General features: G+C 67.5%; 13 protein-coding genes, 2 pseudogenes and 1 other annotated feature. Of the genes and pseudogenes, 5 read left to right on the top strand and 10 right to left on the bottom strand.

Features of this window, described 5'->3' with window-relative positions:
• Window positions 1–60 precede the first annotated feature (60 nt).
• Window positions 61–4578, top strand: coding sequence for a PE family protein (locus tag QXH22_RS16940; protein ID WP_306276391.1), 4518 nt, complete (start codon window positions 61–63; stop codon window positions 4576–4578).
• A 229-nt stretch (window positions 4579–4807) separates the two neighbouring features.
• Here the strand turns inward: QXH22_RS16940 and QXH22_RS16935 are convergent, their stop codons facing one another.
• Entirely contained in the window at window positions 4808–5491 is a 684-nt protein-coding gene (locus QXH22_RS16935) for a TetR/AcrR family transcriptional regulator (protein WP_306276389.1), read from the bottom strand.
• Window positions 5484–6737 carry a cytochrome P450 gene (locus tag QXH22_RS16930; RefSeq protein WP_306276388.1) on the bottom strand — a complete coding sequence of 418 codons (1254 nt, stop codon included), beginning with the start codon at window positions 6735–6737 and terminating at the stop codon, window positions 5484–5486. The genes QXH22_RS16935 and QXH22_RS16930 overlap by 8 nt, the downstream gene beginning before the upstream one ends.
• A 338-nt stretch (window positions 6738–7075) precedes the next feature.
• Here QXH22_RS16930 and QXH22_RS16925 point away from each other — a divergent pair, with 338 nt between their 5' ends.
• Both QXH22_RS16925 and asnB read left to right on the top strand, forming a co-directional pair.
• Entirely contained in the window at window positions 7076–7735 is a 660-nt protein-coding gene (locus QXH22_RS16925; protein WP_306239656.1) for a TNT domain-containing protein, read from the top strand.
• A gap of 276 nt (window positions 7736–8011) precedes the next feature.
• Window positions 8012–9928, top strand: a complete 1917-nt coding sequence (asnB, locus tag QXH22_RS16920) for an asparagine synthase (glutamine-hydrolyzing) (RefSeq protein ID WP_306276387.1) — start codon at window positions 8012–8014, stop codon at window positions 9926–9928.
• Window positions 9929–9992: 64 nt separating this feature from the next.
• Here asnB and QXH22_RS16915 read toward each other — a convergent pair whose 3' ends face one another.
• The 3 genes from QXH22_RS16915 to QXH22_RS16905 all read right to left on the bottom strand — a co-directional run bounded on the left by QXH22_RS16915 (window position 9993) and on the right by QXH22_RS16905 (window position 14052).
• Window positions 9993–11462 (bottom strand): PE family protein, encoded by a 1470-nt coding sequence (locus QXH22_RS16915; protein WP_306276386.1) that lies wholly within the window; start codon window positions 11460–11462, stop codon window positions 9993–9995.
• Window positions 11463–11663: 201 nt separating this feature from the next.
• Window positions 11664–12928, bottom strand: a protein-coding gene (locus QXH22_RS16910; protein ID WP_306276385.1) for an IS3 family transposase whose coding sequence is annotated in 2 segments (ribosomal slippage) — window positions 11664–12622 and window positions 12622–12928 — 1266 coding nt in all. Because the reading frame shifts where the segments join, the coding sequence is not laid out codon by codon here.
• Window positions 12495–12626: a sequence feature (AL1L pseudoknot), on the bottom strand. It overlaps the preceding gene by 132 nt.
• A 62-nt stretch (window positions 12929–12990) precedes the next feature.
• Window positions 12991–14052, bottom strand: a complete 1062-nt coding sequence (locus tag QXH22_RS16905; RefSeq protein ID WP_306276384.1) for an IS110 family transposase — start codon at window positions 14050–14052, stop codon at window positions 12991–12993.
• A 652-nt stretch (window positions 14053–14704) separates the two neighbouring features.
• On the opposite strand from QXH22_RS16905, the gene QXH22_RS16900 reads away from it, so the two are divergent.
• On the top strand, window positions 14705–15229 hold the full coding sequence (locus tag QXH22_RS16900) for a hypothetical protein (RefSeq protein ID WP_306276383.1): 525 nt from the start codon (window positions 14705–14707) through the stop codon (window positions 15227–15229).
• An 82-nt stretch (window positions 15230–15311) separates the two neighbouring features.
• Here the strand turns inward: QXH22_RS16900 and QXH22_RS16895 are convergent.
• A pseudogene (locus QXH22_RS16895) lies at window positions 15312–16169 on the bottom strand (hypothetical protein); the annotation flags it as partial.
• Between QXH22_RS16895 and QXH22_RS16890 the strand changes: the two are divergent.
• A pseudogene (locus QXH22_RS16890) lies at window positions 16164–16571 on the top strand (SUMF1/EgtB/PvdO family nonheme iron enzyme); the annotation flags it as partial. The pseudogenes QXH22_RS16895 and QXH22_RS16890 sit on opposite strands and share 6 nt — an antisense overlap.
• 16 nt (window positions 16572–16587) lie before the next feature.
• Here QXH22_RS16890 and QXH22_RS16885 read toward each other — a convergent pair.
• The 4 genes from QXH22_RS16885 to QXH22_RS16870 all read right to left on the bottom strand — a co-directional run bounded on the left by QXH22_RS16885 (window position 16588) and on the right by QXH22_RS16870 (window position 22872).
• Complete coding sequence (locus QXH22_RS16885) at window positions 16588–18822, bottom strand: molybdopterin oxidoreductase family protein (RefSeq protein ID WP_306276382.1); 2235 nt, start codon at window positions 18820–18822, stop codon at window positions 16588–16590.
• Between the two features lie 439 nt (window positions 18823–19261).
• Window positions 19262–20332 carry a phosphotransferase gene (locus tag QXH22_RS16880; protein ID WP_306276381.1) on the bottom strand — a complete coding sequence of 357 codons (1071 nt, stop codon included), beginning with the start codon at window positions 20330–20332 and terminating at the stop codon, window positions 19262–19264.
• Window positions 20333–20478: 146 nt separating this feature from the next.
• Window positions 20479–21483, bottom strand: coding sequence for an LLM class flavin-dependent oxidoreductase (locus QXH22_RS16875; protein ID WP_306276380.1), 1005 nt, complete (start codon window positions 21481–21483; stop codon window positions 20479–20481).
• 93 nt (window positions 21484–21576) lie between these two features.
• Complete coding sequence (locus tag QXH22_RS16870; protein WP_306239647.1) at window positions 21577–22872, bottom strand: cytochrome P450; 1296 nt, start codon at window positions 22870–22872, stop codon at window positions 21577–21579.
• Window positions 22873–22995: the final 123 nt, after the last annotated feature.

Genomic DNA, 22995 nt, shown 5'->3' with positions numbered 1-22995 from the left:
GCCTTTTCCTGTTGTTTCGGGGGGTTATTCGGGTTGCTCTGAGGGACGGCGAGGTCGCTGATGACTTTCATGGTGGTGTCACCGGAGCTGGTGGTGGCCGCGGCTTCGGACGTGGCGGGTATCGGTTCGACCATCTCGGCGGCCAATGCGGCCGCGGCACGGTCGACGACGGGACTGGTCACCGCGGCCGCCGACGAGGTGTCGCAAGCGATTGCGGCCATGTTCTCCAGGCACGCGCTGGGTTATCAGGAGCTGGCCGGGCAAGCCGCGGTGCTGCATGACCAGTTCGTCCAGACGTTGTCTGCCGGCGGAGCCGGGTATGCGCGCGCGGAAACCCTCAATGTCGGGCAGATGGTGCTCGATGTGATCAACGCCCCTACTCAGCAACTCCTGGGGCGTCCGCTGATCGGTGACGGCACTAATGGAGCCCCGGGCACTGGGCAGGCCGGCGGACTGGGTGGGTTGTTATACGGAAACGGTGGTAACGGCGGGTCGGGGGCGGCCGGTGCACCCGGCGGTGCCGGCGGGGCCGCAGGTCTGCTTGGTGCGGGCGGTGCTGGTGGTGCGGGGGGCGCTGGCGCGTCCGGCGGGGCCGGCGGGACCGGCGGATGGTTGTGGGGTGCGGGTGGGGCCGGCGGGGCCGGCGGCAACAGCACGACGGCGGGAGGCGCCGGCGGCGCCGGCGGTGCCGGCGGAGTTTCTCCGCTGATCGGTTACGGCGGTCAAGGTGGTGCCGGCGGTATGGGTGGGCCCAGTGGTGGTGCGGGCGGCAATGGCGGTGTGGGCGGCAACGGCGGACAGTTCATCGGCGTCGGCGGCACCGGTGGTGCCGGCGGCGCGGGCAGTGCCGGGACAGCCGGCGGGGCCGGTGTGAATGGTGTCAGCGGTGGCGCCGGTGGCCATGGCGGCGCCGGCGGCAACCCCGGTGTGGTGGGCATCGGCGGAGTCGGCGGGCTCGGTGGTGCCGGCGGGGCCGGCGGCGACGGCGGTGCCGGGGGCATTGCACAGGCCGGGGGTGCCGGAGGGGCCGGTGGCGCCGGCGGGGCCGGAGGTCAGTCGGGTCAAGCGCCGCTGATCGGGCTGGGCGGCGATGGTGGTCACGGCGGGGCCGGCGGGCTCGGCGGCGTCGGTGGGGCCGGCGGCAACGACAGCGCCGTCTTGGCGGCGGCCAATGGCGGCGACGGCGGTGCCGGCGGTCAGGGCGGCCTTGGTGGGGCGGCCACCGGGCTCACTGCGGCCGCGGGCAACGGGGGTGCCGGTGGCGGAGGCGGGGCCGCCGGCAAAGGCGGGGCCTCGCTGAACAGCGCCCACAACGGTGGTAGCGGCGGCCGCGGCGGCGACGGTGGGGCCGCCGGGGTGGGCGGCAGCGGCAGTAATTTGGCGATCAACGGCAATGGCGGGTTTGGCGGCAGCGGCGCAGGCGGCGGCGATGGTGGTCATGGCGCCGACTCCACCAACACCCTGGCCGGTGGCGCCGGCGGCAACGGCGGTGCCGGCGGCAATGCCGGTGCCGGTGGCAACAGAGGCCTCGGCGGCATCGGCGGAACCACGGGTGGCTACGGCAGCGGCGGCAACGGCGGCAACGGCAGTTTCGGCGGCAATGGTGGCACCGCGGCTGCCGGCGGGGCCGGGATCGACGGCAACCCCGGGCCCGCGGGCGGGGCCGGTGGCAACGGAGGGGCTGGCGGCACCAGCGGGCCCGGTGGCGTCAACGGCAGCGGCGGAAACGGCGGCGACGGCGGTGTGGGTGGCACCGGCGGGACCGGCGGCACGGCCGTCCTTGCCAGCGCCAAGGGCGGCAACGGTGGCATCGGCGGGACCGGCGGCAACGCCGGCACCGCCGGCCTCGCCGGGACCGGAGGCGCTGGGGGCACCGCCGGCACATCCGGCGACGGCGGCAAAGGCGGGCTCGGCGGCAACGGCGGCGACGGCGCGGCTGGAAAAGACGGCGTGGCCATGGTCAACATCAATGGCGGCACCGGTGGCGGCGGCGGGAACGGCGGTCAAGGCGGATCCGGCGGCTCGGCCGGCGCCGGTGGCACCAACGGCAGCGGCGGCAACGGCGGCATCGGCGGACTCGGCGGCGGCGGCGGCAACGGCCTGTCAGACGCAGGGACTGAGGGCGGCAACGGCGGCAACGGCGGAAAGGGCGGCATCGGTGGCAGCGCCGGGAAAGCCGGCCTGGCCGGTACGGGTGCCGGCGCCGCAGGAACCGTCGGCAAGGCGGGCACCGGCGGCAACGGCGGCAACGGCGGCAACGCCGGATCCGCCGCCGACGGCGCCGACAACCTGCTCGCCGACAGCGGACCTGGAGGTGCTGGCGGTGCCGGCGGCAACGGTGGCCAAGGCGGCCAGGGCGGTGCCGGCTTCGACGGGACCGCCGGCAGCGGCGGTAATGGCGGCAACGGCGCCAATGGCGGCAACGGCGGCAGCGGCGGCAACGGACCCACGTACGGCACGGGCACCGGGGCCGGAGCTAACGGCGGAAACGGCGGCGACGGCGGAAACGGCGGTCCCGGCGGCAACGCGGGCCTAGGCGGAGAGGCCGGCAGCGTCACCGCCGGTGGGACTGCGGGCACTACGGGCCTGGCCGGCATCGCCGGCAACGGCGGCAATGGCGGCGACGCCGGCAACGCCGGAAATGGCGCAGACGGTAAAAACCCTTTGGGATTCTCCACGAACGGCACTGCCGGCGGTAACGGCGGCAACGGCGGCAAGGGCGGCAGCGGCGGAAACGGCGGCAACGGCTTCAACGGCGTCGGTGGCGGCAACGCCGGCAACGGGGGTGACGGCGGCAACGCTGGATTCGGTGGCACCGGCAGCGACCCCGGAATTGGCGGCACCGGCGGCTTCGGCGGCTTTGGCGGCAACGGCGGAAACGGGGGCAACGGCGGCACCGGCGGCGTCGGCGGGGGCAAGGGCGGAAACGCCGGCAGTGGCGGCAATGGCAACAACGGAGGGACCGGCGGCTCCGGCAGCGCCGCCGCCGGCCGAGACGGCGGTCCCGGTGGCAACGGTGGCACCGGCGGCAACGGCGGCACCGGGGGCGACGGTTACGGCGCAACAGCCGGCACCGGTGGCAAAGCCGGCAACGGAGGCGCAGGGGGCAGCGGCGGCGCCGGCGCCGATGACCTGTTGACGGACGGCTGGAACGGCGGTACGGGGGGTAAAGGCGGCGTCGGCGGTAACGGCGGCAGCGGAGGCAATGCGTTAAATGCCACGGGCACGGCCACCGCCCTCTCCGGCGGCGGCAACGCCGGCGGCGGCGGCAACGGCGGCGCAGGCGGCTCAGGCGGCGCAGGCGGCGAAAGCAATGTCACGAACGGGGGCAACGGCGGCGCCGCCGGTAATGGCGGGGGCGGCGGCAATGGTGGCAACGGCGGCCAAGGCGGCGGCAAGGGCGGAAACGCCGGTGACGGCGGTGACGGCGGCAGCGGCGGCAACGGCAACGGCAACAGCAGCCACGATGGCGGCGATGGCGGCACCGGTGGCAACGCCGGTAATGGCGGCAACGGCGGCAACGGCAACGGCGCCATCGCCGGCATCGGCGGCAACGCGGGCAATGGCGGCAGCGGCGGCAAAGGCGGCAACGCCGGGAGCTCCTCCTTGCCGGACGAATATCACGGCGGCAACGGCGCTGCCGGCGGCAACGGCGGCACCGGCGGCAATGGTGGCTTCGCCTTAGGGGTGCTCAACGGCGGCGGGGCGGGCGGCGCCGGCGGCGACGCCGGCGTCGGTGGCGGCGGCGGCAACGGCGGCACAGCCGGCACCTTATTCCACCCCGGCGGCAACGGCGGCACCGCCGGCGCGGGCGGCAACGGAGGCAACGGCGGCAACGGCGGCTTTGACGGCGGTGCAGGCGGCCAAGGAGGCCACGGCGCCGACGGCGGCGGCGGCGGCAACGGCGGCAACAGCAGCGCGACCGGCGGCAACGGCGGCAACGGTGGCGGCGGCGGAGCCGGCGGCAACGCCGGCAACGGCGGCACTGGCAACGGCGCTAAGGGTGGCAGCGGCGGCATCGCCGGCAACGGCGGCAACGGCGGCAACGGCAACAACGGCAACCCGAATATCGAGGGTTATGACGGTGGCGCCGGCGGCAGCGGCGGCAGCGGCGGCGCCGGCGGCAACGGCGGTAACGCTATCAATGGCGGCACCGCCGGCAATGCGACAGTCGGTGGGACCGGCGGGAACGGCGGCAAAGGCGGCAACGGCGGACCGAACATCGTTGTCAATACTTATAACGGCGACGGCGGAAACGGAGGCGCCGGTGGAAGCGGCGGAACCGGCGGCAAAGGCGGTGAAGACCAATTCTTCGGCACCTCCGGCGCCAAAGGCGGCAGTGGCGGCAGTGGCGGCGGCGGCGGCAACGGCAACAAATTCGGCGATCCCGACTACTGGGGCACCGGCGGCACCGGGGGCGGCGGAGGCACCGGCGGTAAAGGCGGCGCGAGCGGCAGCGGCACACCTGGCATTGGTGGCTTCCCGGGCGGCGGCGGCGGCGGCCCGACCGGCGGGAACCGGAACCCTGATGGCGGCAGCGGCGGCGGCGGCGGCGCCGGCGGCAACGGCGGCACCTAGGGCCGCGCGCCTTAAGGGCGCATACACCCGAGGGCAGGGCTGGCGGGACTACCCGGCCGCCAAACCCGGCCGTGGGGTTTGCTGGCACACCCACATACTGAACCCATACCGGCCGGTCGCTGGGCCGACGCGGGCCCGCGAGGCTTGACCTCGAATACACGCAAACGCATTAGCGGTCGAGCGGGAATTTCACGGTGGGGCGGTCGCAATTGGCGACGCCTCAGCCCCACTATTCCTGAGGCAGCGGAGTGCGTATTTCCATTTCGATCTGCCGGTCCGAGGATTTGGGTCGTTCATCGGCCGATAGCCATGTCATCCGCTGATACAGGATCGACGGACCGAGCCATCGCGTGACAAAGCGACGCAACGCGACTCCGTCGCGCTGCCGTTGTCCCGGATCGGTCAGGAGAGACTGAACGGTACGCAAGGTCATTTCGGCAAGCTCACCCAGCGCGGCGACGTCGAAGCCGTGCAGCGTCCAATCGACATCGAGGCGGTGAAAGACCGAGAGGCAGAAGGTGATCGCGGTGTCGGAAGTCAGCGAGGTGACGGCCTCGCCCTCGTGCCGTTCGGTCAACAGGCTCTCCAATTGTGGATCCCCACCGAGGTTTTCGACTCCGAACGATACGCATTCGACGACGGCGGTGACCGGATCGTTGATCCCGCGGAGGTGTTCTACGACCTGATCGAGGAATCCGTCGACCGCACGCATACCGCTGGCCATCAGCAGCGCATCCGCGTTGGGAAAGTAGCGGTACACCGTCTGCCGGGTGACCCCGAGTTTCCGGGCGACGTCGGCAAGCCGTATCGACGGTCCGTGCTCAGCGACCACCTCGTCTACCGCATCCAGGATGCGGGCGATCGCCTCCTCATCCGAGGCGGGCGTCGCTCCCGCCCAGCCGCGGCTACGCATCCGCGGTCACCAGCCGTTCGGCGTCGAACTCGATCGTCAGCGTCAACGGACCGGACATTCCCAGCAAGGACTTCCACGGGGCCGATCCGACGCGATGCGGTGCCGATAAGCGCCGGGTGAGGATGGTCAGTGCATCTGCCAGTTCCCGGCGCGCGAGGTTGGCGCCCAGGCAGTAGTGCGCACCGCCGCCGAAGGTCAGAATCGCGGGCAAGTCCTGTCGCGCGATGTCGAAGCGGTCAGCATCGGCGTAGATCGCTGGATCACGGTTGGCTGCAAAGGTATTCACGAGTACGAAGGTCCCGGCCGGGAATGTGTAGCCGGCGAATTCGACATCCTCGGTGGCGGCGCGCGGCGCCAGACAGACCGCCGGTGAATGCCGCATGCTTTCCTCGACCGCCTGCATCGCAAGCTCTGGTTGTTCACCCAACTTTGCCCATTGGTCCGGATGGTCACACAGCACCTGCACCGACGCGGCCAACTGGTTACGCGTGGTATCCGTGCCCGCCATCAAGAAGCCGGCGACCAGCATCCGCAGTTCGTCGAGATTGAGCCGTTCACCGTCGCTCTCGGCGCGTATGAGCTCGGAGAGCAGGTCATCGGTCAAAGTGTTCCGGCGGGCGGCGACCATGTCGTCGACATACGCGTCGAGTTCGCTCCACGCCCGCATGATCGCGGCTTCGTCGAAGTTGGCGTCGGTCTGGAAACTGAAGGCTTTGAACACTTCATCGGTCCATTCCGAGAAAAGCTGCCAATCCGCGCGGGGCGCACCGAGGAGCGCGCACATGATGGGCGTGGGATACGGCCGCGCGATGTCGGCCACGACGTCACAACGTCCGGCGTCGATCACGTGGTCGATCAGCCCATTCACCACCTCGTGGATCGTGTCCTGCAGACGCGCAGTCGCACGAGGCGTGAACGCTCGCGAAACGAGTTTGCGTAAGCGGGTGTGCGGTGGACCGTCGAGTCCCAGGAGGCTGCTCATCAATTTGTCGTACAGCGGCCCCGACGTGACACCCTGCGCCGCCAGCGTGATGCCCGGCGGCATGCGAAACCTACTGTCCCGCAGCATTTCCCGCGCCAGTTCGTAGGACAGTATTTCCGGGCCGATCGGCCCGATGGCGATGGGCGCACGCGATTGCGCGATCCGGACGTCCTCAACGATGTCCTGCGGAGTCGCGGTGAGGTTGTAGTCGAGCGTGGGCAGGTCGGCGTCGAAGACGTTGGGAGCGGTGCTGTTCACGGTCATCGATGTCTCCACTTTCTCGCGCCCAGACAGGCAAGTTACCGACATTTATGCCTGAAGCGTATGACCACTATGAGATGTGGTCAAGGTGCGCCAGAATAATGCCAGCTAGAAGCGCCACTCCCCTCAACTTGGTCATACGTAGTTTTATTTGACGTCTGATCTATCGTTGCGCGGACACCGCGGCGGTGGTGGTGGTAGGACTCTCCTGGCGACGCTGTTCGGACCGAATCGATGGTTCAACTCCGCTGCTTGGCGCTGGACGCAGTTCGCGAGACGGCTGAGTTGCCATCAGCTAGGGTGCATTTCAGGCTTAACAGCAAATCTGAAGGAGTCCGTGGATGCGGCGCCGTTCCCTCGTTGTCAGCGCGCTGATCGCGCTGTTGTTGTCTCTTTTGTTTCCGGCCACTGCCAGTGCGGACAAGCAGTGCCCGGAAGCTGGCACCGGCGAGCCTGCAGCGGAGAACTCGCAGCCTTTCCCCGTTCCCGACCCGTATTCGGGCAATCTGCTAGGTCCGGCCACGTTGCCCACCGGAGCGGTGAAGAAGCTGCTGGTCGACTACCAACGACTGGGAACACCCGCGCTGCAACCGAAAGCATTCCTCGACACGTACTACGACGCCAACAGGGGTTGGAAGTGGCCGACGAACTTCGGCTTCGACGGACCCGCCACGCCGTTCACGATGAAGAAGGGGCATCTGTTCGACCGGTTCGGGCAGCCCGATGAAGCAAACTTCCTTGCGAACGAAAAGCACACGCCGTTCGCCGCTCGGGCTTTGCCCCCGTCGTCCCTCAACACCTACAAGGGCTCTCCGGAAGCCAACTACCACGTCTACTGCGTCGTGAAGGACCTGACGGTGCAGTCCGGGAAGATCAAGGGATTCGCCGGGCAGCCGGGTGGCGGCATCCAATACTTCCTCGGCAACACCAGGGTGAAGGACCTCCTGGCGGCCGGCCAGCTCATCGAGGTGGCGCCAAAATACGGGCTCGAGGGAAACTAGCTACCTTAAACCGAGAAGCGTCGCAGAAGTGGGACTCGCTTCCGGGATGGGCACAAGGCCGCCAAATTGTCTGTGCAGCAGCACATTAGTCGCGGTGGCCGCTTGTCACGAGCCGTATGGCAGGGCCACGTAACTCACCCCGGCGCCGCCATCGACGATCGGGAAAATTCCCCGCGTTAGGCTCAAATGGCTGCGCCGCCAAGCCGGTGGCGTGCGAGCGTGCCGACGCTGAAGGTCGGCGCGGGGCGACCGTGAACGATTGCGGAGGGCACAACGATGTGCGGGATATTCGCTGCGATGACGCGCCGGGGTCTTCCGACTGAGCGGCGTGATGCCGCGCTCAAGCTCTTGGAGCATCGTGGGCCGGATGGCTCCGGCACCTGGACATCGCGGGACGGGCAATGGACGCTCGGACACACGCGGTTGTCGATCATCGGTCTGAACAACGGAAGTCAGCCGATGACGAGCCCTGACGGCTTGGTCCACCTCGTCGTCAACGGCGAGTTCTACGGCTACCGCGAAATCCGCGAGCAACTCCGGGCACGCGGCTATCGCTTCTCCTCTGACAGCGACAGCGAGATCGCGCTGCACCTCTACGCCGAGCGCGGGGTCCAGGCCGCGACACAACTGCGCGGCGAGTTCGCGGTGATCATTGCCGACGAACGCCAACGAGCGATGTACGCGATCCGCGATCGCTTCGGTGTCAAGCCGCTGTACTACGCGGCGGTGGACGGTGATGTCTATTTCGCGTCGGAGATCAAGGCGCTGTTGGCGCTCGGCGTGCCCGCCAAGTGGGATCTCGAGGGCGCTACTGGAGGGTTCGGACGATCCCACGAGAAGACCGAGTTCGCCGGCATCAGTACCGTGCCGCCGGGTTGCTATGCGATTGCGCGAGAGGGTGCTGTCCGCATTTACCCGTACTGGGATTGGGAGATACCGACTGCTGATCAGATGCGCGCGGACCCGCGAAATGAATCCGAGATCGTCGAAGAATTTCGCCAGTCTCTCCGGGATGCGGTGCGGCAGAGGCTGATTGCCGATGTGGAGGTCGCGTCGTATCTCAGCGGCGGCATCGACTCCTGCGCGGTCCTGGGGCTCGCTCAGCAGGAGACGAACCGGCCGATTCGCGCCTTCACTCTCACCTTCGAGAACCCGCTCTACGACGAGGCCCGCGTCGCCGAAGAACAGGCCAAACGGGTCGGCGCGACGTACCACCCCATACCGATTACCGGACGAGAGATCGCGGACTCATTCGCAGACGCGGTCTGGCATGCCGAAACTCAGATGTTCAACGGACATGGCGTAGCCAAATACCTACTCAGCCGTGCCGTCAGAGCCGCCGGCATCAAAGTGGTGTTCACCGGCGAGGGCGCCGACGAGATGCTGGGAGGGTATCCGTACTACCGGGTCGACGCGCTGAACCACGACGCGACACTGAGCGCCGACGAGAGATTGACACTCCTGGACGAGATGCTCGGCGCCAATGCCGCGACTCGCGCGCTGATGATGCCGAACCAAGTCAGCAGTCCCGAAATGCAGGCGGTCGAGCGCAGGCTCGGCTGGCTGCCGGCGACGCTCAATGTTGGTGCCGCGCAAACCAATAGCGTGGCACCACTGCTCCGCGACGACCTTCCACCATCGGTTCGGGCGTTTCAGCCGCTGATCGCCGCGCTGGATCGCCTGCCGATTGCGCAACGCGTCGCCGGTCGCGACCACCTGAACCAGATGCTGTACATCAACGCGAAAACGGTCCTGCCGAACTTCATTCTGAACTACCTCGCCGATCGGATGGAGATGGCCCACTCCATCGAAGGCCGGGTACCGTTCCTGGACCATCGCGTCGCCGAGGCCGCGGCGCGCGTGCCAGTCCATATGAAAGTCAAGGGGATTCGCGAGAAGCACGTCCTGCGCGAAGCGGCGAAAGACGTGCTGATACCGGAGGTTTACGACCGCCAGAAACATCCCTTCACCACGCCGCCGACCCGCGACCCGAGCGACCCGATGCTCGTCTTCTACCGGGACACCTTTGCTTCGCAAGCGGCGAAGGACCAGCCCATCTACGACATGAACAGGGTTTCCGCAGCGCTCGATCAATTGCTCGAGTCCCCAGACGATCAGCGCATCGCGGTGGAGGGCGGTCTGCAGCGTGTTGCGAGCGTGGTTGTGATGCAGCAGCTGTTTTCGATGAGCTGAGGTCGCCTGCGCCGTAAGGGCTTTGCCACCGAGGCGCCGGTCCCGATAGCGGCCACTACCTGATCTAGAGTTGGCTGGCCGTTCCCGCTTTGCCGGCTGAGCCGCCTCCCCCGGTACCGGGGAGACCGGCAAAACCCGCGGAGGCTTTGGCCAGAGTGGTCGCCTGGGCGTCGCCGCCGTCACCGCCGCTGCCGCCGCGCCCGGGGTTGCCAGTGCCGCCGTAACCGCCGTTGCCGCCGGTGGCGGTTCCGCTCCCCCAGTTCAATGCGTAAGCGGCGTCACCGCCATGACCACCTATCGGCCCGGTCCCGCCGGTACCGCCGGCTCCGCCGATGGCGTAGCCGCTGCCGCCGCCGGGGCCGTAGTTATATCCCATGAGTGAGCCGGGTCCCCCGTCACCGCCGGCGCCGCCTACGGTACTGCCGCTGCCGCCGACCCCGCCCTGGCCGCCGATGGCGTTTCCGGTTCCTCCGCCCGCCCTGATGAATGCACTGCCACCGTTGCCGCCGGCTCCACCGGCGCCTGCCGTGCCGGTGCCGCCGTGGCCGCCGTTACCGCCGGCGACGCTGGTGTTGTTGATACCGCTTGCTTCGGCGCCGACGCTGCCACCGTCGCCGCCGCGACCGCCGGTCGCTCCTACTCCCCCGTCACCGCCGAGGCCCCCGGTGCCACCGTAGATGGATCCGCTGCCGCCGTTGCCGCCACGGCCACCGTCGCCCATCTGGCCTGCGGCGCCATCCTGGCCGAACGGGGACAAGTGCGCCCCGCCTGCCCCGCCCATGCCGCCGGCACCACCATTGCCCCCGGTGCCGCCGGCAACGAACGCATTCGGAGCAGTGGCGCCGTAGCCGCCCCAGCCGCCGGCGCCGCCCGCTCCGCCCGCACCGCCGTTGCCTCCCAACAGCCCGCCGGTGCCGCCCGCCCCTCCCCGACCGCCGATCCCGCCAACGCCCCCGTTGCGCGTGACGGTGTCGACACCTTGAACCCCGGTCACCCCGGTTCCGCCGGCTCCGCCGCGGCCGCCGTCGCCGAACAGCCCCGCATCACCGCCCCGCCCGCCGGTTCCGCCACCGGCAACCCCCGAACCGCCGTTGCCGCCGTTGCCGAACAACAGCCCGCCCGGTCCGCCGTTCTGGCCGGTCCCGGCGGCGCCGTCGGCACCGTTGCCGATCAGCGGACGGCCCAGCAACGCGTTGGTGGGGGCATTGATCACGTTCAGCACGCCTTGCGTGAGGGCTTCCAGTGGGTTTGCGTTGGCCGCTTCGGCCGCGGCATAGGCGGCCCCCGCGCCCGTGATAGCCGCCGCGAACTGGTCCTGAAGCGCCCACATTCGGGCGCTGAGCGCCTGATACTCCTGCCCGTAGCCGGAAAACAGGGATGCGATCGCGGCCGAAACCTCGTCCGCGGCGGCGCTGAGGACGGTGCTCGTCGAGGCCGCCGCCTCCGCATGTGCGGTGCGCAGCATGGAGCCGATCCGCGCCATGTCCGTGGCCGCCGAGCTCACCGACTCCGGTACCGCAAATACATACGACATTTGCTGTCCCGCCTTCCGCGTCATCCGGCCATTTGGTCGCTCGAACCCGACCGTATTCAGGCATATCGCTGAGGGCTTGAGTAGTTGACTACGTAAGTTTGCGGGCGGGATCGACGTGTTGGCGCGACAACGACGGGTCCCTCGCAGGCGATAGCGCTGGTATGGGCGTCTGAAACGCCCTGGTTCTGCCGGAGACTCGGGCTATTGGATTTCGACCAGGGTTTGGTCGTTCCGTTGGGCATCGTAGAACGTGGCTTCGAACTCTATGGGTGGGATGTCGCCGAGGTAGCCGTGTAGGCGGCTGGTGTTGTGCCAATGCACCCACCCGAGGGTGGCCAATTCGACGTCTTCGACGGTCTTCCAAGGTCCGGTGCGAGCCGGCCCGTAGATCAGTTCGGACTTGTAGTAGCCATTGACCGTCTCGGCCAGGGCGTTGTCGAAACTGTCCCCGATCGAGCCGATGGACGGGACCGCGCCGATCTCGGCAAGACGTTCGCCATAGCGGATGGATGTGAATTGAGACCCGGCGTCGGAATGAGATATCAACCCCGGCAATAGCTTTCCGCGCGACCAGCGGGCCATCTCAATCGCATCGAGCACCACAACAGTGCGCATGTGAGAGGCCACCCGCCACCCCACGATCATCCGACTGAAGGCATCGACGATGAAGCACGCGTAGGCGACCCCGGCCCAGGTCGGCACGAAGGTCAGATCGCTGACCCACAACTGGTTCGGGGCCGCGGCAGCGAACTTACGTTGGACCAAGTCTGGATGGCGGCCTGCGGTCAGGTCGGGTTTGGTGGTCTTGACGCGTTTGCCGCGGCGCGTCCCGACTATGCCGGCGGCGCGCATGTGCCGGGCGACCTGGTCACGGCCCACGTCGTGGCCGGCTCGGCGGGCGGCTTTCCACAGCTTGCGGGCTCCATAGACGCGGTAGTTGTCCTCCCAGAGTTGGCGCAGCGCAGGGCCGAGCACGGTGTCTCGGCAGGCCCGCGCCGACGGTGGGCGAGTTTTAGCGTCGTAGTAGGTGCTCGGGGCCACCGACACCCCTGCGCTGCGCAGGACGGTGCAGATGGGCTCGACCCCGAACTCGCCGCGCTGGGCGTCGATGAAGGCCACTATTTCTTGTGTTGGCGGTCGAGCTCCGCCCCGAAGAAACTGGCCGCTCGCTTAAGGATTTCGTTGGCGCGCTTGAGTTCTCGGACTTCCTGCTCGAGTTCTTTGACTCGTTGCGCCTCGGCGGTGGAGACCCCGGGTGCATACCCGTCGTCGATATCGGCTTGACGCACCCAGGACCGGACCGACTCCACGCCGTAGCCCAGTTGGCGGGCTACCCGGTGCACCGTGCCGTGATCGGTGCCCAACTCAGCACGTAACGCACGCACCATCCGCACCGCGGCGGCCTTCTCCTCCGAGCTGTAGCGGCGGCTGGTCGGCTTCTTCCCCGATGACGATTCCATGGGCATACCTGCATCCTCGTTTCCAAGGTCAGGAGCCTCCGGGATTTCCAGGATGCTTCTATATCGTGTCAAGGGGCCGCCGGGACCGGATGTGCTGCGGCCAGGGTGCGGTAGAGCTGTCGGGTGATGTAGCGCTTGAGGGATCGCATGATCTCCTTGGTGGTGCGGCCCTGGGCGCGACGTCGGGCAACGTAGGCGCGGGTGGGGGCGTCGGTGCGCATCCGGACGATAGCTACGGTGGTCAGTGCGCGGTTGAGTCGCCGATCCCCGCCCCGATTGAGTCTGTGTCGCACAGTGTTTCCCGAAGATGCCGGTATCGGGCAGGTGCCTGCCAGCGCGGCGAACGCCGCTTCTGAGCGCACCCGACCGGGGTGTGACCACGCCGTAAGGACACACGCGGCGACTACCGAGCCGACACCGGGCAGCTCGCACAGCTCTGGAGCGACGTCGTCGACGACGGCAGTGAGTGCCTTGCGGTTGTCGACGAGCTCGCCGTCGAGGGCCACGATGCGCTTGGCTAACCGGACCGCTTCCTGACGGCAGGTGGCGATGACCGGATCTTCCTTGCGTTCGCGCCATGCAGCGATGACCTTGAAGTGACTGTGCAGCAGAGCTTTACGGACATCGACACCAAGGTCAACTGTGCGTAGTAGTGCAGTGAGGGCGTTGATCGCCCGAGTGCGCTCGGCGACCATCTGATCACGGGCGACCGTCAGGACGCGCAGCGCCACACGTGGCCCGTCAGCTCGGGGCCGCCGTAGCCGCGAGGTGTCGATGGCCAGAACCGAACGTGCGATGCGGACCGCGTCCATTACATCGGTCTTGCCGACACCGCGTCGCTGCGCGGCTGGCATCGCAGCTGGCTCAGCGACCAGCAATCCGCTGCCGGTGACCCGCTCAGCAAGCCCAGCCCCGTAGGAGCCGACACCCTCGATCACAACCAGCGCCGATTGCCCATCGATCCCGCGGGCGATCCAGCTCAAGGCACGGTCGAGACCTGCCGGGGAGTTCGGGAACACCGCCTGGTCGACGACTCCGCCGGCCGGGGCGTTGACCAGCGCTAACGAGTGGGTGGCGGCGTGGGTATCGACTCCGATGACAAACGCATACTCCTCTGCGACGATGGGCATGACGACGTGAGTTCCTTTCTGCAGACGGCGTCGTTGGCGGCGTCAGCCCGGGGAATGAAGCACTTCGAGGCAGGCCTGTAACGGGCCACGACTCGCGACAACGAGTCGGGCAGGCTTCTAATCAAGCCACCGAAGCAAGACCGGGCCGGCGCCGCCGCCCTCGGCCAGGCGGACAGATCCTGGGAAAAGCACCCCTCACGGAGGCCAGACGATTCACGAGTCACACCCAGCCAGGACGGCGACACCGATCCTGTCAGCCAGCACCGGGCCAGCCAATAAAAAGAATTACAGGCGATTCAGTCCGACCCAGCCATGGAGCTGAGACCGCCGAGATAATGCAATACCCCTTACGCCCCAAGACGCCCATTCAACAGTCTGTCGAGCGACCATGCGCTGCCATCGGCTTGCGCCACATCGCTGGCGATCGACCCGATTGAGGCGGTTCCGTTCGTTGGCGTAATGAACACTCGAATCGGTGTTTTCGCCACGCGTCGGGGATGAGCAGCCGCACTACAGTTCCCTAACAGGCTGATACCGATTGAGGCAGAGCAGTTTTGGACCGTCATATTGATGCACGATGTGCCCAGCAGAAGTTGTCGGCATACAGATGCGGGAAACGGTCCCGCACGTCCGTGCGAAAACAGGGGGAACCGTGAAGTCCATGAAATCCGTTGCGCTCAGCGCAGCTGCACTGGCCGTCGTTGGTGGTGGTGTCACCGGGCTGGCATACGACGCAGCGGGCATCGCGCCTTCGAATCTGCCTCAGGTGCAACTGGTCTCGACCGGCGCGCCGCTACCGCAGGATCCGCAGCCCGCGTCGGCACTGAACCTGCCGACCACTGACCAGTTGACCGGCATCCTCAATGACCTTTCCAATCCTGGCGTGTCATACCGGACCAAAGATGGCCTCGTCGAAGGCGGCATCGGGTCGGGTGAGGGCCATGAAATGGATCACGAGCTGAGAGTGGCATATCGCAACGGGCAGCTCCCGTTGTCGTTTGCCGTCTCCAACATCCAACAGAACGGTCCGGCTACGGTGATGTCCGACGTGGCCGTCTCAGGGCCAAAGCTGCCGGCACCGGTCACGAAGCCCCTCATGTTCGTCAATCAAAACGGTAACTGGGTGTTGTCGAGCCCATCGGCGACCATGCTGGTGCAGGCCGTCGCGGGGCACTGACTTCGCCTTTCGGCGCGGACGGCGCACAGCAGCGGAACGGCCGTTCTCGCGGAGGCGTCGAAGACACATACGCATCCGCTTCTCAGGCGATAGCAGACTGCGCCAGCCATTTCGCTAGATAAGGCGCGGTACGACTGTTTTCGGCGCGTGCCACCGTTCGTGGCGGGCCCGCCGCAATCACCCTGCCGCCATGGCTGCCGGCGCCGGGCCCCAGGTCGATCACCCAGTCGGCGCCCGCGACCATGCGCATGTCGTGTTCTGCCACTCCGCGATGCGCTGGCGACGTCGGCAAGGAACTCGAAGGCCTCATCGACCGTCATCGCGAGCACATCGGCGATCGTCCTGTCGCGATAGCGCACCTCGAGTGTCTCGTCGGAGTACCGTGCTCCACGACACGACGGACACGTGCCGTATGTGCCTGGCATAAACAACAATTCGACCGCTACGAACCCCTCCCCCTGACAGGTGGGACAGCGGCCGTCTGCCACGTTGAAGGAAAACTTGCCCGCGGTCCAACCGCTGCGACGCGCCGCGGCGGTCGCGGCGAACTCACGGCGGACGGCATCAAACAATCTGGTATCGGTCGCCAACGTCGAGCGCGGCGTCCGCCCGATCGGGCGCTGGTCGACCACCACCACTCGGTCGATCTCCTCGACACCGTCTGCCCTGACACCCACGCTCGCGTCGCGATCAAGATCGATGACCTCACTGCCGGCTTCGTCGTCGTCGGTTTCGGCGGACTCGGCCGCGCGTGCCGTTCCGAGATGGCTGTTCACGACGTCGCCGGGACCTTGACCACCAGCGTCGATTTACCTGAACCGGAGACTCCGGTGACGGCGGTGTACAGACCCAAGGGCAGATCGACGTCGAGGTCTCTCAAATTGTGGAAGGAGATACCGCGAAGTCGCAATCGCCCGGACTGAGTGCGGAACACGCGGCGTACAGCTGGGGCGACGAACCCGAGCGGCCGGGGCATCGTCTGGCTCACTACTGGCACGCCGACTTCCCTTCGCGTCCGGATGCCGGCTACGGGCGAACCACACCGGTGGCCAGTTTCCCGCCGACCGGCTACGACCTGTTCGACATGGCCGGCAACGTGTGGGAATGGACCACTGACTGGTATGCCGATTCACGCGCCGGCGAACCTTTCGAGGCTGACAGCGTCGATCCGGCCCAACCTCAGCTTCGGATACCGCGCAAGGCGGTCAAGGGCGGCTCGTTCCTGTGCGCTGACAGTTACTGCCGGCGTTACCGACCGGCCGCCCACAGACCGCAACCTATCGATACCGGCATGAGCCACATCGGCTTTCGCTGTATCGTGCGCCCACCATCGGCTGCGTGAGCGAAGCGCCTACTCATCAGCCCGCAGGGGCAATGTCGACCGGGATGCCGTTGAGCACGGCGGTGCCTGATAGCGGGTCGAGATGAGTGCCGTCGTTGAGTTGATTGACGTTGACACCGGGCTGGCTTGCCGCGAGCTTCTGCCCCGTGCCGCCGCGATCGTGTCCCCACCCATGCGGCAGCGAGACGACGCCCCGCCGCATGGCATCGGTCACCTCGACCGGAGCAATGAGTTCACCGCCCGGGCCCTTGATCACCGCAATATCGCTGAGCCCGAGGTCGGCGGCGTCGTCCGGATGGATCTGCAGGGTGCAGCGGTTGGTGCCGCCTGACAGCGCCGGCACGTTATGCATCCAGCTGTTGTTGGAGCGCAGATGGCGCCGGCCGATCAGCGTGAACGGGCCTTGGCGGAGGCCGACCGAGTCGCGCAGCCGCGCCACGTCGGCGATCAGCGGCTCGGGCGCGAGTTCGATTCGCGCCGTTTGGGTTCGGAGTACCTCGGGAAGCCGTGGTTGCAACGGACCTAAGTCGATGCCGTGCGGCGCGGCCTTGAGCCGTTCCAGAGTGAGCCCGTCGGGGTTGGCGCCGAAGGCATCGCCGTAGGGCCCGAGCCGGAGCATCATGTCCAGGCGTCGTTCGTAGCCGGGGCCGTGGGCAAGCATCGCGGTCAATTCGTCGACCGCGCGTCCGGCGACGGGTGAGTCCGCGTCGGCGACCTCCTTGGTCAACGTCGTCGCAATCACCTGATCGTCAACCAACGCGACGTCGCCGTCCGGTGCCAGGCCATAGAGAATCAGTGCGATGCGCGACAGGATCTCCGGCTCGTCGGGCCGTGCGTCCAGCGGCAGAGCGGGCGGTGAGTAGCGCACGTTATTGTGCACCGCAAGGTTGTTGAGCGCGAAGTCGAAGTGGGCGCTCTGCGCCGGCGGGGGCGGCGGCAGGATCACGTCGGCGTGACGGGTGGTCTCGTTGAGGTAGGGGTCGATGCTGAGCATGAAATCAACGCTGTCGAGCGCGCGGTCGAGCCGATCGCCGTCGGGCGCCGACAACACGGGGTTTCCGGCGATCGTGATCACCGCCTTGATCTGACCCTCCCCCGCGGTGTCGATCTCCTCGGCGAGCGCGGCGGCGGGAAGCTCCGACATCACCTCGGGGTGGCCCGAGACACGGCTGTGCCAGCGCCCGATTCGGAACCCTCGGCCCGGCTTCGGCGGGCGGGGTGTGGGCGCCGTCGCGCCGAGGGGGAACATCGCTCCGCCCGGTCGGTCGAGGTTTCCGGTCAGGATGTTGATTGCGTCTACCAACCAGCTGGCAATCGCACCGAATTCCACTGTGGAGGTACCCATTCGGCCATACACGGCCGCAGTCGGCGCCGCCGCTATCTCGCGGGCCAGCACGCGAATGTCATCAGCGGATATTCCGCAGTGCGAAGCGACAGCCTCCGGCGCGAATTCATCGGACAGTGCGCGGATTTCGTCGACGCCGTTGACGTGCTGCGCGATTCCGCCGAGGTCTTCTGCGACAAGGCCCTCTTCGAAAAGCGCGTGCACGATGGCGAACAGCAATACGGCGTCGGTGCCGGGTCGCGGTGCGAGGTGGCGGTCAGCCAGTTCGGCCGTCCGCGTGCGGGCGGGATCGATGACGACGAGCTTGCCCCCGCGTTTACGCAGCGCACGCAGCTTACCGGGGAAGTCGGGGGCGGTGGCCAAACTGCCGTTGGACACCAATGGATTGGCGCCGATGATGACCAGATAGTCGGTGCGATCGAGATCGGGCACCGTGAACGCGACCGGGCTGCCGAACATCAGGCCGAGCGCGACGTGCTTGGGCATCTGATCGAGCGTGCTCGCGCTGTACACCTGCCGGGTGCCAAGACCGCGAATGACCAACGGCGCGTACAGGCTACCCGCGACGGTGTGTGCGCTCGGATTACCGAAGTAGACGCCGACGGATGGGCCGCCGTGCTCGCGAATAACCTCACCCAGGCGGTCTGCGACGACCGCGTAGGCCTCCTCCCAGCTGGTTTCGGTCAGCACTCCCTCACGCCGGACGAGGGGCCCGGTCAACCGGTCGGGATCGTTATCGAGCTCGCCGAAGCTCGCGCCCTTCGGACAGATGAAACCCGCACTGAACACGTCATCACGGTCGCCGCGAGCACCGACCACCCTGCCGTCGACGATGGTCAATGTAAGGCCGCAGGTCGCCTCGCACAGCGGGCAGATCCGCAACGCTGTCCCGGTTTCTGCTGTCATGCCAGTTCCTTCCCAGGTCCATTTTGGGCACTCTGGTCCTTCATTTGCAGCAACGAACGCTCCGTTCGGGAACAGTCTCCTCGTCGCCGTTAATGGCCGTGCCCTCGGGTCCGGCGTAGCCCAGCATCATCCTGGCTGTTGTCAATGTGCTCGTCGGTTGGGCGACCTCCTGTGCTCGGCAGTCGGACACTCGTGCGCGCCACCCATCCAAGAAAAGTACGCAACTTCGCAGCACCTACCGCAGATCGGCCATCCATCGCTCACAGTGTCCGTTTTGCGGTGCTCGAGCTGTGAATGCACGTTCGTCACTGTTAAATCACTTGTACTGCAATAAATTTGAGCTAATTGAATCTTGCTCCTTGAACCCCACGCGCAGCCTTCCTTGCCGCGCATTGGCCGAACAAGGTTGCCGAACGGAGAAATGGCAAGTCGGGCCGCCTCACCCATCCGAAAGTCGTTGCGCCAAAGCCCACGCCATCCGCGCCAGGGCGCGGTAGCGGTCCCGAACCTCTGATGCGCCGGCCCGGGAGTCGGCCGCATTGCCATCGAGTCCGCGCCGCCACACGCCAGCGGTGATGGAGGCGAGGCGGAACATGGAGAACACGATGAAGGCGTCGAGCGACCGGGGTGGCTCCCGGTCCGCGTGCCGACAGTAGCTCGCCACGAAGGCTTGCTCATCGGGTATACCGGTGCCCGTGAGGTCCTGTCCCGCCACGCCTTTGGTGCCGCTGAATTCCGGCGAAAGATGGTAAGTCAGACAGGTATAGCCGAGGTCGGCCAACGGATGGCCGATGGTTGCCAGTTCCCAGTCCAAGACCGCAACAATCCGGGGCTCGCTCGGATGGATCAGGACATTACCCAAGCGGTAGTCGCCGTGCGCGATGCACGACGGCTCATCGTCGGATGGCAGGTGTTCTGGCAGCCATTGCGCCAGCATGTCCATCTCCGGCATGTCTTCCACCCGCGCGCCCTGCCACTGCCTCGTCCACAGCGCCACCTGACGCTGCAGGTACCCCTCCGGCCGGCCGAACCCCTCCAGTCCTGCTGCACGCCAGTCCACACCATGCAGCGCGGCAAGCACCCGAGCGAGGTCATCGTAGATCGCCGCACGCTGTGCCGGACTGCTGTTGGGTAACGCCGGGTCGTGAAAGATGCGCCCGGGAACGTAGTCCATGATGAAAAATGCTGTGCCAATGACGGATTCGTTGTTGCACAGCACGCGCATGCGGGGTACCGGCACATCGGTGTCGCGCAACGCCGACATCACGCGGTGTTCGCGTTGCACGTCATGCGCCCGCGGCAGCAACGTGCCCGGGGGCTTCTTGCGAAGGACGTACTCACCCTCGGCGGTGTGCAGGTGAAAGGTCGGGTTGCTCTGTCCGCCTTGGAACTGGCGAACGCTCAATGGACCGTCGAAGCCCGGCAGTTGGCCGCGCAGGTGCCGTGCGAGGGCGCCTTCATCAAAGCGGTGCGCCGGTAGCACCGGTACCAGTTCTGCAACACCGTCCATCGGTGCCACATTACGTGTGTGAGGCGGCTCCCGACGGGAGTCGTGTCAATGTGCCGCCGGTTCGATCGCACGACTACATCGGCGGCCGGCCGCATTCGACACGGCGGCCCGCACTGCGTTGTGGCAGTGCGTGATTGGTGCTGCCGCTAGTTGCCGACGCCGGTCAGGCCGGCAGCGGAGGCAAACGCACGTAGTTCACGCTCGATATCCGGACCCGCCGGCTGATACGCCACTTCGGTGACGCCCGAAGCACCCAACGCGGCGATCTTGCCCGGCATCTCGTCACGGGTCGCCGTCAAAGCCATCGAGCTCGCCATCGGGACCAGCTCCGCGACGTGAGGTGCGTCCCGAGGGTTCGCCTCGACGAGATGACCGGCGTGGATCGCGAGATGCCGTTCGTGTTGGGGCACAGCCTCAATCGCTGCGCGCCAGCCACGTCCACCAGGCAACGAGTCGACGGCCGCTGCGCCGCCCCGTTCGTACATCGCGTGGTAGAGCACCACAGCGGCCGGGCCGGCGGCAGCGACCACCCGCGGCGACGTCAACTCCTCACCGTCGTCTAGGACGGTGCCGAACGCCAGCAACGCGCGCCAGTCGGCCGCCTTCACGGCCTCCGGCTGAGGGACGGCCGCGGAAAAAACGCCGTCGCCCAGCTCGGCCGCCACCGCCAACCCCTTGGGACCGTCCGCACCGATCAGAATGGGCACAGCCAGCGGCCGCGGCGCGCCGAAGCCGGGAAGCTGCAGCATCCGGATCGTGGCACCGTCCCACTCGGCCGGCTCGCCTGCCAGTAGCGCCTTGAGACAGCGGACGTACTCGGCTACGCGCCGCCACGGCATCGGTCGCTGCCCCAGCGTGAAGCGCCCCGTGAACCCCGAGCCGATCGCGACGGCCACACGATTGGGTGCCTGATCCGCGAGCTCGGCGATCGCGGCGGCATTGACCATCGGATGTCGCAGGCTGGGGACAAGCACCCCGGGACCGAGGCCGATGCGAGTCGTGCGCTCGGCGCACCGGCTCAGCACCATCCACACGTCAGGGTAGAGCGCCGGCGAGTCGTAGAGCCATGCACGTTTGTAGCCCAGCTCTTCAGCAAGCTGGACGTGTTGGGGAGTGGTCGACGACGTCGCAAACGCGCAGGAGATCTCCACGAGAGCTGACGGTACTCGCCACGCCACTGATCCCGGATGTCACCGTCAGCCAGCGCCATACCTGATTTGAGTGGGGGCTGTAATGCGTTGCGCCTACGCCGCCACCTCGAGGCGCGTGAGCCCGCGCAGTACCGGATTCGTCCGGTACACCGGCAGGTCATCCACGAGCGAGAGCCCCGGGAACCGCTTCGTCAGTGCGTCGAAGGCGAGCCGCGCCTCGAGCCGCGCGAGCGGGGCACCGAGGCAGAAGTGCGTGCCGAACCCGAACGCGAGGTGTGGGTTTGGGGCGCGCGCGAGGTCGAGCTGATCTGGGTCCTTGAACATGTCGGGGTCGTGGTTTGCCGAGCCGATGTTCACCAGCACGAGCGAGCCCTCCGGGATGACCTGGTCGTCGATCTCGACGTCTTCAAGCGCGACGCGCACCGTCGCCTGCACGGGCCCGTCGTAGCGGAGCAGCTCTTCGATTGCGGTCGGGAGCAGCGCGGGCTCCTCGCACAGCCGCTTCCACTGATCGGGCTCGCGCAACAGGGCGAGCGTGCCGTTGCCGATCAAGTTCGTTGTTGTCTCATGGCCGGCGAGCAGCAGCAGGTTGCCGGTCGCGAGCAGCTCTGCATCGGTGAGCGCGTCGCGCTCCTCCTGGGCCGCGATCATCGCGCTGATCAGGTCCTCGCGCGGGGCGCGGCGGCGGGCAGCGATGACATCGGCGAGGTAGTCGAATACCTGGCGCGCCGCCGCCGCGCTGGTCGCGCGTGCCTCGGCGCTGGGTGATCCGAAGCCGTTGATCATCGCGCTCGACCACTGACGGAACTGACGGTGGTCCTCCGCCGGGACGCCGAGCAGCTCAGCGATCACGATGGCCGGGAGCGGCTCGGCGACGTCGTGAATCAGGTCGAAGGTGCCTTTCGCCTGCGCCTCGTCGGCGAGTTCGCCGACGATCGCCTCAATGTGGCCGCGCAGCGCGGCGACGCGCTTGGGCGTGAAGGCCTTGTTGACGAGCTTGCGGACGCGCGTGTGGTCTGGCGGGTCCATGACCAGCATCGAGCGCATGCCCGTGGCGCTCCGGCGCAGAAACTCCGGCATCCGGTCGAGGTTGTCGCGCACGAGCGGCGCGCGCAGGCGCTCGACCGAGAAACGCGGGTCGCGCAACACCGAGTGGACGTCGCGGTAGCGCGTCAGCATCCACACGCCGGGGCCGGCGTAGTTCGGGACCGGCACCTCGAGCACGGGCCGTACGGTGCGGATCAGGGAGTAAACCGGGTAGGGGTTCTCGAGCGAGCCGGCGCTACGCAGCGGCAGGAACAGGTCGAAGTCAGCGGAGCCGTCAGGAGAAGGAGGGGGTGACGACCGTTCCCGAGAAGGCGCCGAGCGCTGCCAGACACGAGACGTCATGGCGGGGTCCTCTGGGCGAGCACGTGTTGAGAATGACCGACTGACCGGCAACAATAACACCGTGTTCACGATCGCCTCAAGCGCGCGCGTAGCGCCTCTCCTATCGGTACATCGATAGCAAAG

The sequence above is a fragment of the Mycobacterium sp. TY814 genome (genome assembly GCF_030755175.1).
Lineage (GTDB): Bacteria > Actinomycetota > Actinomycetes > Mycobacteriales > Mycobacteriaceae > Mycobacterium.
The sequence above is the reverse complement of the archived record's forward strand: the minus strand, read 5'-3'. Positions and strand labels throughout refer to the sequence as shown.

Excerpts from the sequence above, each read along its gene's own strand:
- QXH22_RS16930 (WP_306276388.1), bottom strand. The coding sequence starts at position 6,737 with ATGACCGTGAACAGCACCGCTCCCAACGTCTTCGACGCCGACCTGCCC.
- QXH22_RS16870 (WP_306239647.1), bottom strand. The coding sequence starts at position 22,872 with ATGACGTCTCGTGTCTGGCAGCGCTCGGCGCCTTCTCGGGAACGGTCG.
- asnB (WP_306276387.1), top strand. The coding sequence starts at position 8,012 with ATGTGCGGGATATTCGCTGCGATGACGCGCCGGGGTCTTCCGACTGAG.
- QXH22_RS16885 (WP_306276382.1), bottom strand. The coding sequence starts at position 18,822 with ATGACAGCAGAAACCGGGACAGCGTTGCGGATCTGCCCGCTGTGCGAG.
- QXH22_RS16940 (WP_306276391.1), top strand. The coding sequence starts at position 61 with ATGACTTTCATGGTGGTGTCACCGGAGCTGGTGGTGGCCGCGGCTTCG.
- QXH22_RS16925 (WP_306239656.1), top strand. The coding sequence starts at position 7,076 with ATGCGGCGCCGTTCCCTCGTTGTCAGCGCGCTGATCGCGCTGTTGTTG.
- QXH22_RS16915 (WP_306276386.1), bottom strand. The coding sequence starts at position 11,462 with ATGTCGTATGTATTTGCGGTACCGGAGTCGGTGAGCTCGGCGGCCACG.
- QXH22_RS16905 (WP_306276384.1), bottom strand. The coding sequence starts at position 14,052 with ATGCCCATCGTCGCAGAGGAGTATGCGTTTGTCATCGGAGTCGATACC.
- QXH22_RS16935 (WP_306276389.1), bottom strand. The coding sequence starts at position 5,491 with ATGCGTAGCCGCGGCTGGGCGGGAGCGACGCCCGCCTCGGATGAGGAG.
- QXH22_RS16880 (WP_306276381.1), bottom strand. The coding sequence starts at position 20,332 with ATGGACGGTGTTGCAGAACTGGTACCGGTGCTACCGGCGCACCGCTTT.